At 56.3% G+C, this 12,453-nt stretch carries 13 protein-coding genes; 9 read left to right on the plus strand and 4 right to left on the minus strand.

Annotation, left to right across the window (positions count from 1 at the left end):
- Window positions 1-13 precede the first annotated feature (13 nt).
- The 9 genes from WJU16_RS07730 to hemN all read left to right on the plus strand — a co-directional run bounded on the left by WJU16_RS07730 (window position 14) and on the right by hemN (window position 9,976).
- Entirely contained in the window at window positions 14-2,392 is a 2,379-nt protein-coding gene (locus WJU16_RS07730) for a heavy metal translocating P-type ATPase metal-binding domain-containing protein (RefSeq protein ID WP_341837746.1), read from the plus strand.
- An 87-nt stretch (window positions 2,393-2,479) separates the two neighbouring features.
- Window positions 2,480-2,632 (plus strand): cbb3-type cytochrome oxidase assembly protein CcoS, encoded by a 153-nt coding sequence (gene ccoS / locus WJU16_RS07735; RefSeq protein WP_341837747.1) that lies wholly within the window; start codon window positions 2,480-2,482, stop codon window positions 2,630-2,632.
- A gap of 12 nt (window positions 2,633-2,644) precedes the next feature.
- A complete protein-coding gene (gene ccoN, locus WJU16_RS07740; RefSeq protein ID WP_341837748.1) occupies window positions 2,645-4,783 on the plus strand; it encodes a cytochrome-c oxidase, cbb3-type subunit I in 2,139 nt (712 codons plus the stop codon).
- Window positions 4,784-4,788: 5 nt separating this feature from the next.
- Window positions 4,789-4,968, plus strand: a complete 180-nt coding sequence (locus WJU16_RS07745) for a CcoQ/FixQ family Cbb3-type cytochrome c oxidase assembly chaperone (protein ID WP_298709646.1) — start codon at window positions 4,789-4,791, stop codon at window positions 4,966-4,968.
- Between the two features lie 4 nt (window positions 4,969-4,972).
- Entirely contained in the window at window positions 4,973-6,043 is a 1,071-nt protein-coding gene (locus WJU16_RS07750; protein WP_341837749.1) for a cbb3-type cytochrome c oxidase N-terminal domain-containing protein, read from the plus strand.
- Window positions 6,044-6,056: 13 nt separating this feature from the next.
- Entirely contained in the window at window positions 6,057-7,442 is a 1,386-nt protein-coding gene (ccoG, locus tag WJU16_RS07755) for a cytochrome c oxidase accessory protein CcoG (protein ID WP_341837750.1), read from the plus strand.
- A gap of 12 nt (window positions 7,443-7,454) precedes the next feature.
- Window positions 7,455-7,892 (plus strand): FixH family protein, encoded by a 438-nt coding sequence (locus WJU16_RS07760; protein ID WP_341837751.1) that lies wholly within the window; start codon window positions 7,455-7,457, stop codon window positions 7,890-7,892.
- Window positions 7,889-8,605, plus strand: a complete 717-nt coding sequence (locus WJU16_RS07765) for a sulfite exporter TauE/SafE family protein (RefSeq protein WP_341837752.1) — start codon at window positions 7,889-7,891, stop codon at window positions 8,603-8,605. The genes WJU16_RS07760 and WJU16_RS07765 overlap by 4 nt, the downstream gene beginning before the upstream one ends.
- A gap of 6 nt (window positions 8,606-8,611) precedes the next feature.
- On the plus strand, window positions 8,612-9,976 hold the full coding sequence (gene hemN, locus WJU16_RS07770) for an oxygen-independent coproporphyrinogen III oxidase (RefSeq protein WP_341837753.1): 1,365 nt from the start codon (window positions 8,612-8,614) through the stop codon (window positions 9,974-9,976).
- On the opposite strand, the gene WJU16_RS07775 is transcribed toward hemN, so the two are convergent.
- The 4 genes from WJU16_RS07775 to WJU16_RS07790 all read right to left on the minus strand — a co-directional run bounded on the left by WJU16_RS07775 (window position 9,977) and on the right by WJU16_RS07790 (window position 12,436).
- A complete protein-coding gene (locus WJU16_RS07775; RefSeq protein ID WP_341837754.1) occupies window positions 9,977-10,546 on the minus strand; it encodes an AraC family transcriptional regulator in 570 nt (189 codons plus the stop codon).
- A gap of 1 nt (window position 10,547) precedes the next feature.
- On the minus strand, window positions 10,548-11,414 hold the full coding sequence (locus WJU16_RS07780) for a hypothetical protein (protein WP_341837755.1): 867 nt from the start codon (window positions 11,412-11,414) through the stop codon (window positions 10,548-10,550).
- Between the two features lie 9 nt (window positions 11,415-11,423).
- Window positions 11,424-11,972, minus strand: coding sequence for a heavy metal-associated domain-containing protein (locus WJU16_RS07785; RefSeq protein ID WP_341837756.1), 549 nt, complete (start codon window positions 11,970-11,972; stop codon window positions 11,424-11,426).
- Window positions 11,973-12,049: 77 nt separating this feature from the next.
- The gene (locus tag WJU16_RS07790; RefSeq protein ID WP_341837757.1) at window positions 12,050-12,436 is read right to left on the minus strand and encodes an HYC_CC_PP family protein; all 387 of its coding nucleotides are present in this window, start codon (window positions 12,434-12,436) and stop codon (window positions 12,050-12,052) included.
- Window positions 12,437-12,453: the final 17 nt, after the last annotated feature.

Below are 12,453 nucleotides of genomic sequence, written 5' to 3' on the forward strand. Positions count from 1 at the left end.
ATACTTTTGGCGCATGATCAAACAAGCCCAGGAAGTAAGCCATCAATGCGCGCATTGCGGCGAGCCTTGTCCACCCGACGAACAGTTCTGCTGCCAGGGATGCCAGACAGTTTACGAACTGCTGAACGAAAACGGCCTCTGCCGGTATTATGAGATCAACGACAAGCCCGGCGTGGCGCAGCGCCAGCCGGTACGCCAGGATAAATTCGCTTTCCTGGAAGACGAGCGCACCGAGCGGCAGCTGTTGCAGTTCCGCGACGAAAAGCAGGCACACGTTACGTTTCACATCCCGCACATCCATTGCAGCTCCTGCCTGTGGCTCCTCGAAAACCTCCACCGCCTGGACGCCGGCGTGCAGCAGACGGAGGTGAATTTCGCGGAAAAGGATGTACGCATCATCTACGACCCCAATCAAACTTCATTGCGGAAAATAGCCGAAACGCTGACCAGCATCGGTTATGAGCCGTACATCAGCTTGCAGGATCTCAAGTCCCGCAAGCCCGCTCCCAACCGCAAGCTCATTTACCAGCTGGGCGTGGCGGGATTCTGTTTTGCCAACATCATGCTACTGTCGTTCCCCGAATACTTTTCAGGCGAGGGGCATATGGAAGGCCAGATGACAGTGGTTTTCAGATACCTGAACCTCCTGCTCTCCCTTCCCGTTTTTCTCTATAGCGCACAGGCTTTCTATATGCCCGCCTGGAAAGGACTCAAGCATGGTTTCCTCAATATCGACCTCCCCATTGTACTCGCCATCGTGACCACATTTGTCCGCAGCGTGGTGGATGTGCTCTCCGGTTCAGGGGGCGGCTATTTCGATTCGATGACCGGCATCGTGATGTTTATGCTGATCGGCCGGTTGCTGCAGGATAAAACATACCGGGGGCTTTCGTTCGACCGGGATTACACGGCTTATTTCCCGATTGCCGTGACCGTGATGAAAGACGGCAACGAAGCGCCCACGCAGCTCCCCGACGTAAAAACAGGCGATACCCTGCTGATCCACCACCAGGAGCTGATCCCCGCGGATGGCTTGCTGGTGAAGGGTTCGGCGTTGATTGATTACAGCTTTGTGACGGGGGAATCCGTTCCGGTTCGCAAACAGATGGGCGAGATCATTTACGCCGGCGGGCGGCAGCTGGAAGGGAATATGGAAATCCTCACCATCCGCGAGGTGGCGCAGAGCTACCTGACGAGCCTCTGGAACCGCGAAGAGCTGCGCCGCGACAATCCCGGCAAACCATCGTTCATCCACCTGTTGGGACAATATTTCACCTGGGTGGTGTTGTTTATAGCGGCGGCAACGGCCGTGTACTGGGGGATTTACGACAATGCTAAAATCTGGCCCTCGGTGACGGCGATCCTTATCATCGCCTGCCCCTGCGCGCTGCTGCTGGCGGCTTCGTTCACGAACGGGCATATGTTGCGGATCCTGAGCCGGCATAAACTGTACCTCCGCAATGCGCAGGCCATCGAGCGGCTGGCGGGGGTGACGCATATCGTTTTCGATAAGACAGGCACGCTGACGGGTAAGTCGAGCACCACCGTGTCGTGGCACGGGCGGGAGCTGACGCACGCGGAAGTAAGCGCCGTAGCGGCGTTGACGGCCCACTCGCAGCACCCGGCGAGCCGGCAGGTCCGCGAGTTTGTGGGTAAGCCGGTGGTGCATACCATCGACCGGTTCAGCGAGCAGCCGGGGCAGGGCTTGCAGGGCTGGGTGCACCAGATGCACGTGCAACTGGGCAGCGCGGCGTACACCGGCGCGCGGGAGGCCGCGCAGCCGGGCGCGAGCGTGGTGCATGTGAACATCAATGGCGACCATGCCGGGTATTACCTCCTGGAACACGCTTACCGGAAAGGAATTCCGGAAATGCTGGGTGAATTGCAGCAGCATTTCGGGCTGACGCTGCTTTCCGGCGACCAGCCTGGAGAAGCGGGGAATTTACGGCGGATGATGGGCGACAAAGCGACGTTGCTTTTCCAGCAGCAGGCGCACGACAAGCTCGACCGGATCGTACAATTGCAGGAAAAAGGGGAAAAGGTGCTGATGATCGGCGACGGGCTCAACGACGCCGGCGCCCTTCGCCAGAGCGATGCCGGGATCAGCCTTACAGAGGACTCCAACAACTTCACCCCTGCCAGCGACGGCATCCTGGAAGCATCTCAGCTGCACCGGCTACCGGCGTTCATCCGGATGAGCCGGATCAATAAACGCATCATTCTCATTGCTTTCGTGTATTCGATCGTGTATAACCTGACGGGGTTGTTCTTCGCCGTGCAGGGCATTTTAAGCCCGCTGACGGCCGCTATCCTCATGCCATCCAGTTCCATCAGCATTATCCTGCTGACCTGGGGGATGAGCGAATATGCGGGAAGGAAGCAACTCCGTTGATGAGCATCATCGGGCGGTTTGATCCGGGTCATCTGTACGCGGGCGCCGCCTCGATACTTTTACACCACAATTACAAACCACCGGATCATGAGTGTTATCATCATTCTTTTATGCGTCAGTCTTGCCGTGGCCATCTTTTTCCTGGCGGCATTTATCTGGTCTGTCAAAGACGGCCAGTATGACGATGATTATTCCCCTGCGCACCGCATGCTTTTCGACGACAAAACCAGTAAAGAATAAACCTCCGTTAATATGTCTCTTGAACAATTTTCGTACGACAACCGCACCGTCAAATGGTTTGCCTATGCCGCCATTTTCTGGGGCCTCATTGGTATGCTGGCGGGCCTCTGGGCCGCGCTGGAGCTGGTGGTCCCCGGCGCCAACCTGGGTTTTGCGCCCATCACTTTCGGACGCCTCCGGCCGGTGCACACCAATGCGGTGATTTTCGCATTTGTGGGCAACGGTATTTTCATGGGGGTGTACTACTCGCTGCAGCGCCTTTGCAAGGCGCGCATGTGGAGCGACCTGCTGAGCAAAATCCACTTCTGGGGATGGCAGGCCATCATCCTGGGGGGCGCGCTGACGCTCTTCCTCGGGTACACTACCGGTAAGGAATACGCCGAACTGGAATGGCCTTTCGATATCGCCATAACCATTATCTGGGTGGTATTTGGCGCCAACATGCTCGGCACGATCCTCAAGCGCCGTGTGAGCCATCTGTACGTTGCCATCTGGTTCTACATCGGTACCTGGGTGGCCATCGCCATGTTGCATATCGTGAACTCCTTCGAGATGCCGCTGTCGCTTTTCAAGAGCTATTCGTGGTACGCCGGCGTGCAGGACGCCCTGGTGCAATGGTGGTATGGGCACAACGCCGTGGCGTTCTTCCTCACCACGCCCTACCTCGGGCTGATGTATTACTTCGTACCCAAAGCCGCCAACCGCCCGGTTTATTCCTACCGCTGGTCGATCATCCATTTCTGGGCGCTGATCTTTATCTACATCTGGGCCGGCCCGCACCACTTATTATATACCGCGCTGCCTGAATGGGCGCAATCCCTCGGCACCGTATTCTCCATCATGCTGATCGCTCCCTCCTGGGGCGGTATGCTCAACGGCCTCCTCACCCTCCGCGGCGCATGGGACCGCGTGCGGGAAGACGCCGTGCTGAAATTCTTCGTGGTAGCGCTCACCGCTTACGGCATGGCCACTTTCGAAGGACCGATGCTGTCATTGAAAAATGTGAACGCCATCAGCCACTACACCGACTGGACCATCGCGCACGTACACGTGGGCGCCCTCGGCTGGAACGGCTTCCTGACCTTCGGCATCCTGTACTGGATGATCCCGCGGCTGTTCAACACGCAAATATTCTCCCGCAAATGGGCCAACGCCCACTTCTGGATCGGCACCCTGGGTATCATCTTCTACGCCATTCCCCTGTACTGGGCTGCGTTTACGCAGAGCATGATGTGGAAACAGTTTACGGAAGACGGCACCCTGAAATACCAGTTCATCGAAACCGTGAACGTCATCGTTCCCATGTACGCCCTGCGGGCAGTGGGCGGATTGCTCTACATTTCCGGTGTTGTGCTCATGATCGTGAACATCTGGAAAACCGTGCGCCGTGGTACTTTCGTAGCCAACGAGCCCGCTGAAGCCGCGCCCCTCGTGAAAACCGCCGCTGTAGAAAACCATGGCAAAAGCAAAGGCCACTGGCACAACTGGATCGAGAAACGCCCTGTGCAAATGGTGGTGTTCAGCCTGATCGTGGTTGGCATTGGCGGCGCCCTCGAAATGGTGCCCACCTTCCTGGTACGCAGCAACATCCCCACCATCAGCAGCGTGAAACCTTATACACCGCTGGAACTCCATGGCCGCGACATTTACATCCGCGAAGGCTGTTACACCTGCCACTCCCAGATGGTACGCCCCTTCCGCGACGAAGTAGCCCGCTACGGCGAGTATTCCAAAGCCGGCGAGTTCATCTACGACCACCCGTTCCAGTGGGGCTCCAAACGCACCGGGCCCGATTTGGCAAGGCTGGGCGGCAAGTACCCCGACAGCTGGCACTACAATCACATGCTGGACCCCGTGTCCATGTCCCCCGGATCGATCATGCCCGCTTATCCCTGGTTGTTCGACAACCGGATCGATAAAGGAAAAACGCCGGCGATGATCAACGTGATGCGCAAGATCGGCGTGCCTTACGCAGAAGGGTACGAACAACAGTCTAAAGCAGACCTGGAGAAACAGGCGAAGGAAATCACGGCCAACCTGAAGAAGGACAAGCTGGAAATCCCGGCCGACCGCGAGATAGTGGCGCTGATCGCCTACCTGCAACGACTGGGTAAAGATATCAAAGCAACACCAACCGCTACTTCAAACTGATCGCCATGAAATTTATCAATTATCTCAAAAGCATACAGGACGTCAGCGTTTACCCGATGGCATCGCTGCTTATCTTCTCCATCTTCTTCCTCGCGGCCGCGTATTTCGCGTTCCGCAGCGATAAGAAGACGATGGACGCAATCAGCCACTACCCGATCGACAACGATGGAACCGAAAAACAGTAAGCCCATGAAACGCATTCTCACATTATTGTTCACGCTCGCCGCCCTGCAGGTATCCGCCGCCGGCGCACCGCCCGATCCTTACGGCGAGCTGTCTCACCCGGTGGCCATCCTGCTGATCGCCATTGCCTGCGGACTGCTGATCGCCATCGTCATCCTCGGGCATACCGTGATAGGGGCTATCGACATCTTCCGCGACCGCATGAAAAAACTCCCGCTGGTGCTGCTCCTGCTCGCTGCAGGCCATGGCGCCTTTGCACAGGAAGCGGAGCAAGTGGCGGAAAAAGTATCGCAACCGGTCGTGGCCGGGCTTACAGACAGCACTTTCTATATGCTGCTGACAGTGATCGGGCTGGAAATTCTCGTGCTGCTGTTCCTCCTGCAGGCCCTGCGCATCCTCACCGGGATTACCGCGGCGAAGAAGAAGAAAGTAAAAGCCGCGACGGAAGCGAAGCCCGGCAAGCCGCGCGTTACGCTTATGGAGCGCCTCAACCAGACCAAAAGCCTGGATGCCGCATCCGAAGAAGATGTGGACATGGGGCACGACTACGACGGCATCCGCGAGCTGAACAACCCCACGCCGCCGTGGTGGCGCTGGACGTTCTACATCAGTATCATCTTCGGTGTCGTGTATGTATGGCGGTTCCACATCTCCGAAACGGCGCCCCTGCAATTGCAGGAACTGGCCATCGAAGAAGAAAAAGCAGCCATCGCAAAAGCGGAATACATGAAAAACTCCGCCAACAATATCGATGAGAACAACGTGACGCTGCTGGCCGATGCGGCCGATATCGAAGCGGGGCATAAAATGTTCTCCACCAACTGCGCCGCCTGCCACGGGCCGGAAGGACAAGGCCTCGTTGGCCCCAACCTCACCGACAAGTTCTGGGTGCATGGCGGTAAGGTAGGTGAGATTTTCTCCACCATTAAATACGGTGTTCCGGAGAAAGGAATGAAATCCTGGAAAGAAGACTTTTCCCCCAAACAGATCGCGCAGCTGTGCGCTTATATCCACTCCATAAAAGGTACGACTCCCGCCAATCCCAAAGCACCGGAAGGTGTTGAGGTAGCGGAATAAAAAACAAGGAAACATGGAAGAACACGACGAGTTCAGGGACCATCTGGCCACCATCGACGAGAAAGGAAAACGCAAATGGATCTATGCCAAGAAACCATCCGGAAGGCTGTATACAGCCAGAACGGTCCTGAGTGTCTGCTATTTCCTGCTGTTCTTCAGCCTGCCGTTCGTTCAAATCGACGGCAGGCCCTTGTTTCTTTTCGACATTCCCAACGGCCGTTTCACGCTCTTCGGCGCCGTGTTCTGGCCGCAGGATTTCTTCATTTTCGGCCTGGCCATGCTGGCGTTCATCGTCTTCATCGTACTCTTTACCATGGCCTTCGGAAGGATTTTCTGCGGATGGATCTGCCCGCAGACGATCTTCATGGAAATGTTGTTCAGGAAGATAGAATACTGGATCGAAGGCGACGCAGCGCAGCAACGTATTCTCAACCGCGCGGAATGGAGTCCGGAAAAGATCGTGAAGAAGACCGGCAAACATGCGGCATTCTTCCTCCTGTCTGTCATCATCGCCAACACCTTCCTCGCCTACGTCATCGGCGTGAAGGAGTTGCAAAAGATCATGACCGATCCCATGAGCGCCCACCTCGGAGGCTTCCTCGCTATGATCGCGTTCTCATTCGTGTTCTATGCGGTGTTCGCCTTCTTCCGTGAGCAGGTGTGTACGGTGGTTTGTCCTTATGGCCGCCTGCAAAGCGTTCTGCTCGACAAGAATTCCGTGGTGGTTGCCTACGATTACGAACGCGGCGAGCCGCGGGGCAAATTTAAAAAAGAAGCGAACGACCTGGGGGATTGCATCGACTGCATGCAATGCGTCAACGTTTGCCCCACCGGCATCGACATCCGCAACGGCACGCAGCTGGAATGCGTGAACTGCACCGCCTGCATCGACGCCTGCAACTTCATGATGGAGAAGGTAGGCCGTCCGCAGGGGCTCATCCGCCTCGCTTCCGAAAACGGCATCGCGCAGAAGCAGCCGCTGCGGTATACGGGAAGATTGAAAGTCTATACCGTCATCTGCACCTTATTGCTCACCGCCATCACCTTCCTCCTCATCAGCCGCAAACCGGTGGATGGGTCTATCCTGCGGACGGCGGGAATGCTGTACCAGGAGCGCGGGCAAGACAGTGTGAGCAATCTCTACCGCATCAAACTTGTCAACAAAACATTGCAGGATGTACCGCTGGAACTCCGCATCGAAAGCGGCAGCGGGAAAGTGGAAGTGGTGGGGATGCCCATCCATGTGAAAGCGGAAGCGCAGGGCGAGGGCACGTTCTTTATCGTGCTGCCGCGTAGCGCCATCCTGGAAAGGAAATCCGTTTTAAAAGTGGGATTATATGAAAACGGCAAAAGGATCGGGGAAAAGAAGACCACCTTCCTCGGGCCCGTCAGCCAATAAAAACAAACTACTATGAACTGGGGTCATTCCATCATCATCGTATTCGTCCTCTTCGCCATAGGCATTCTTACGCTCGTCACCCGCAGCATGCAAACCCGCATCGACATGGTGACGCCCGATTACTACGCCGAAGAATTGAAATACCAGGCTACCATCGACGCGCGCAACAACACCGGCGCCCTTTCCGCTCCGGTGCGCGTGCAACAGCCCGGAGACACCATCGAGATCACGTTCCCCGGCGAGCTGAAAGGCGAGCCCCTGCAAGGGAAAGTGCATTTCTACCGTCCGTCGGATTCCCGGCGGGACATTACGCTGCCCCTGCAACTGGATGAAGCCGGCAGGCTGCTGGTAAGCCGTTCGCAGCTCGACCGTGGCCCATACCGCATCAAATTCCAGTGGCAGCACAACGGTAAAGATTATTTCCAGGAAACGCAATTCTACGTACAATGATGACCACCGCCATTACCGCCGCATGGCTGCTTTCCGCCCTGGGGCTGGGCTTCCTCGGCAGCTTCCACTGCATCGGGATGTGCGGGCCCATCGCCCTCACGCTGCCCGTTCAGCATTTGAGCGGCTGGCGGAAAATGGGCGGCATCCTGTTGTACAATGCCGGCAGGGTTACGACGTATATGTTGCTGGGCATGGCTTTCGGCTGGCTCGGGCAGCAGTTTTACCTGGGCGGATGGCAGCAGGGATTGTCGGTGGGCCTGGGCGTGTTGCTCCTCGCCGCCGTGCTCTTCGGCAAGCTGATGCCCAATATGAAGATCGGGTTCGTGCAGCGTTCGCTGGGCAAATTGCTGGCGCGCCGCAGCACCGGCACCTTGTATGCCATCGGGTTCCTGAACGGTTTTCTTCCCTGCGGAATGGTGTATATGGCCATCGCGGGGGCGGTAGCGTCGGGGAGCGTGTGGGGCGGGGCCTTGTTTATGGGGGCGTTTGGCGCGGGCACTTTACCTGCCATGGCGGCCGTTTCGTGGTTCAGCCAGCTCCTGGGGATGAAGGGGCGCCTCACCGTACGCCGCGCCATGCCTTATGTGATGGGCCTGATGGCCGTGTTGCTGATTCTCCGGGGATTGAACCTCGGCATCCCGTATGTTAGCCCGGAGATGCACCCGCATGCTGTACAAGCGGAAAAAGTGATTGAAAAATGTTGTCATAAATAGAGCGTCATGACTACCACCATGTTGAAAAAATACCAGGTCGCCGCACCGCGATATACGAGCTATCCAACCGTCCCGTATTGGGAAACCGGCGCATTCAAGGAGACCGAATGGCTGGACGGGCTCGCGCCTTCTTTCGCCTCGCTGAACAATGAAGACGGTATCAGCCTCTACATCCACCTTCCTTTCTGCGAGCGGCTCTGCACTTACTGCGGCTGCAATAAATATATCACCGTCAACCACGACCACGAAATTCCTTACATCAACACCATCCTGCAAGAGTGGGATCTTTACCTGCAACATTTCCCGGAGCGCCCGCGCATCCGCGAAGTGCACCTGGGCGGAGGCACACCCACTTTCTTCAGCCCCGCCAACCTCACCCGCCTCATGCAAGCCATCTTCGCCACGGCCGACGTGCTGCCCGGCGCGGAACACAGCTTCGAAGGGCACCCCAACAACACTACCGAAGCGCATATGCAGGCGCTCTACGACCTCGGCTTCCGCCGGATGAGCCTCGGTATCCAGGACCTCGACCTGAACGTCCAAACCATCATCAACCGCATCCAACCTTTCGAAAACGTCCGCAATTGCGTCGACATCGCACGCCGGATCGGATATGATTCCATCAACTTCGACCTTATCTACGGCCTGCCCCTGCAAACGCCCGACAGCATACGCAATACCTTCACGCAGTGCATGCACCTGCTCCCCGAACGCATTTCCTTCTACAGCTACGCCCACGTGCCCTGGATCAAAGGCAACGGGCAACGGCTCTTCAGTGAAAAAGACCTGCCCACCGGCGACCAGAAACGCGCGCTGTACGAACTGGGAAAATCCATCCTCGAAAATTACTTCTACAAAGAAATCGGCATGGACCACTTCGCCCTGCCCGACGACAAACTGTTCCAAGCGGCGGCCAACGGCAGCCTGCACCGCAATTTCATGGGATACACCGACCATCGCACTTCCCTCCTGATCGGCCTGGGCGTTTCCGCGATCAGCGATACCGGTAATGCATACACGCAAAATGAGAAATCCCTGTCTGCCTATCAGGAAAAAGTCCGCCAGGGGAAACTCCCCGTGTTCCGCGGACATATGCTTACGAAAGAAGACCTCCGGCTCCGCAACCACATTCTGAACCTCATGTGCCGCTTCGAAACCAGCTGGGACCGCCAGGACGCCAACTGCGACGCCATCTCCGAAAGCCTCCAGCGCCTGCAGGAACTGGAACACGACGGACTGGTGGAAGTGCATCCCGGCAAAGTGGTGGTCACCGAAAAAGGAAAGCCATACATACGCAATATATGTATGGCTTTCGATGCCCGGTTGTGGCGGAACGTGCCGCAATCACAGCTGTTCAGCAACGCGGTCTGATCAGATTTTATCCAGCGGCCGGCGCTTCTCTTCCTTCAGTTGTTTGAAATGACTCGGCGTAAGCCCCGTCACCTTCTTGAACTGGCCGGAGAGATGCGCCACGCTGCTGTAACCCAGCTTCCAGGCGATTTCGCTCAGCGTCAGCTCGCCGTATACCAGCAATTCCTTCACCCTTTCTATTTTCTGCTGGATGATGAACTGCTCGATCGTGGAATTCTCCGTTTCAGAAAACAGTTTGCTCAGCAGGTGATAATCTTTCTGCAACTTCTGCGACAGCAGCGTGGAAAAATTTTCATTCATCTCATCCAGCTCGCCGTAATGCACGGTTTCGATGACGAAATTCTTGATGGCTTCCACCGTTTGCGCCTTGCGGTCGTCCAGCAGCAGGAATCCTTCTTCCTCCAAAGCTTTCGCGATGCGCGCGGAGGCTTCAGCATCGGGTGCGGTTGCGAGAACGGCTTTCCCCAACGTCACATCATTCACTACCTGTCCTTCGTGTTCCAGCACATACCGCACCATTTTGATGCAACGCGGACAAACCATGTTTTTGATATGTAATACCGTGCTCATGCTATTTTTTGAAGATGTTATACAAATTGTATTCGTAACGAACGAGGAAACTCTGATCGGCCATCCGGGTCATATCACCGAATAACTGCGTGCGGTAACCCAGGTCCACGCGTGAATTGCTGTTGATGATAAATTGCACCGCCGGCGCCACGTCCACGTAATAACCGCTGCGGTATGGGTCGAGGTTCGATTTGCCGAGGAGCTCCACGTACAGGTTCACGTTCGTCTGCCTGTAGCTTTTATACTTCCTGGGCAACAAGAGGTAACCGGCCGACAGCGTGTAATTCAGCGCGCTGCGCGACACGTACGGCAAATTGTGCCGCGTGTTGTTCATATACCGTTCGTAAGCCAGGCTGCCGGACACGGCCAGCTTGTGCACCAGCTGCGTGGCCACGATGCCCGCACTCACACCGGACGTCATCCCGTCGAGATCGAGGTCCTGGTTGTTGAATGCCGGAGCGTTGTGATCATGGTTGCCGTCCATTGGCGGCGTGTAGGGATTGTTGATGATGGAACCTTTTGCGAAGGCGGCCATCCGGAAATGGGATTGCACATCATCGACGGAAAGGAACCTGTATTTGGCGTACAACTGCGCACCTTCGGCCCTGAAGCGGTTTTCCATCACGTTGGAGAAAAATCCGCTGGCATGTACCATAAGCTTTTTGCTGATGCCGAACATCAGTTCCGGTTGCAGGCGGTAGCCGGTGTAGCTGTCGTGGTCGAGGGGATAGCATTTATTGGTCACGCGAACGCCGAACGAGTTGGCGGGCATGTTGCTGGCGGGCTCGGTGTTGACGTACAGTTCCTGCGCCTGCACCGTCAGCCCCGCGCTTGCGAGCGCGAGGATGATACTAATTTTTTTCAGCATGTGCGGCGGTTAAATGGTGACGTGATAAACCCTGTTGCCGGCGCCTTTCTTTTCCTGGCTGCAGCAAGCTTCCATGAAGCCGGTGTTGATGCAGTTCATTTTGGTGAGGGCGCTGTACTTTTTAAAGGATTTGGAGGGCAGAAAATCGCGGTCGATGACGGTCACGTCTTTTTCGCCGCTCAGGGTCTGCGGTTTCACGTTCACGAAGTGCAGGGTTTGCCCGGCGAAGGGAATGTGGGCGTCGTTCTCGACTTTCACGTTGTTGAAGTCTGCCGTCATCACCAGTTTCCCTATGGAGAATCCGGCGCCTTCCACTTTCTGGCGAATCTGGTCGATATTGACGTTGGCGCCGGGTTTGAAATGGAGGATGAAGGTGGTGGCGTTGAGGTCGGTGTCGATCTTGTCGACGAAAGACAGTGTTTTGAGGGCTTTCTGCGTGGCGTTGGAGCACATGGCGCAGGTGAGGCCGGCGGCCTGGAGGGAAGCTTTTTTATATTGTTGCGCGGATGCGGAGAACGTAATGCCGGTCAGCGCCAGCGCGAAGAGAATCGTTTTCATTTTTCCTGGATTTGAGGCCCGGGGGCCGGTTGAATATGCTAATAGTTCAATAATGGTGTCTTGAGGAAGACGCCATATCAAATCAGGAAGAGACAGAATTGTTTGTAAAGGGGAATGCCGGTTGGCGGCGGGGCGTTGATGGGCGCCCAAACGGTAAACGCGGGCGAAACGGCGGCAATGGCCTGCCAGTCGGGTTGCAGCACCATCAAAACGGCGGGTGAAGGGGCCGGAAGGTTCGTCCCGGCTTTGGCGGCCTGGTGGGAGTCGTCGTATTTCACGAAGTGGGCTTCGTCTTTACAGCAATCCCCTTTCACCGGCATGCCGCATTTATTGCAGCCTTCGTCATGGGTATCGTGCAAATCCACCGAAGCCAATTCCCCCATACAGTAATGCACATTCACACTGAACCCGCTGGTAATCAGCGTGTACAGCCCTGCAATGCATATGGTAAGGAATTTCTTCATATTACAAAGTTACGCTT

It is taken from the genome of Chitinophaga pollutisoli (assembly GCF_038396755.1).
In the GTDB taxonomy this organism is placed as follows: domain Bacteria; phylum Bacteroidota; class Bacteroidia; order Chitinophagales; family Chitinophagaceae; genus Chitinophaga; species Chitinophaga pollutisoli.

Coding starts and splice junctions, on each gene's coding strand:
- WJU16_RS07730 (WP_341837746.1), top strand. CDS start 14: ATGATCAAACAAGCCCAGGAAGTAAGCCATCAATGCGCGCATTGCGGC.
- ccoS (WP_341837747.1), top strand. CDS start 2,480: ATGAGTGTTATCATCATTCTTTTATGCGTCAGTCTTGCCGTGGCCATC.
- ccoN (WP_341837748.1), top strand. CDS start 2,645: ATGTCTCTTGAACAATTTTCGTACGACAACCGCACCGTCAAATGGTTT.
- WJU16_RS07745 (WP_298709646.1), top strand. CDS start 4,789: ATGAAATTTATCAATTATCTCAAAAGCATACAGGACGTCAGCGTTTAC.
- WJU16_RS07750 (WP_341837749.1), top strand. CDS start 4,973: ATGAAACGCATTCTCACATTATTGTTCACGCTCGCCGCCCTGCAGGTA.
- ccoG (WP_341837750.1), top strand. CDS start 6,057: ATGGAAGAACACGACGAGTTCAGGGACCATCTGGCCACCATCGACGAG.
- WJU16_RS07760 (WP_341837751.1), top strand. CDS start 7,455: ATGAACTGGGGTCATTCCATCATCATCGTATTCGTCCTCTTCGCCATA.
- WJU16_RS07765 (WP_341837752.1), top strand. CDS start 7,889: ATGATGACCACCGCCATTACCGCCGCATGGCTGCTTTCCGCCCTGGGG.
- hemN (WP_341837753.1), top strand. CDS start 8,612: ATGACTACCACCATGTTGAAAAAATACCAGGTCGCCGCACCGCGATAT.
- WJU16_RS07775 (WP_341837754.1), bottom strand. CDS start 10,546: ATGAGCACGGTATTACATATCAAAAACATGGTTTGTCCGCGTTGCATC.
- WJU16_RS07780 (WP_341837755.1), bottom strand. CDS start 11,414: ATGCTGAAAAAAATTAGTATCATCCTCGCGCTCGCAAGCGCGGGGCTG.
- WJU16_RS07785 (WP_341837756.1), bottom strand. CDS start 11,972: ATGAAAACGATTCTCTTCGCGCTGGCGCTGACCGGCATTACGTTCTCC.
- WJU16_RS07790 (WP_341837757.1), bottom strand. CDS start 12,436: ATGAAGAAATTCCTTACCATATGCATTGCAGGGCTGTACACGCTGATT.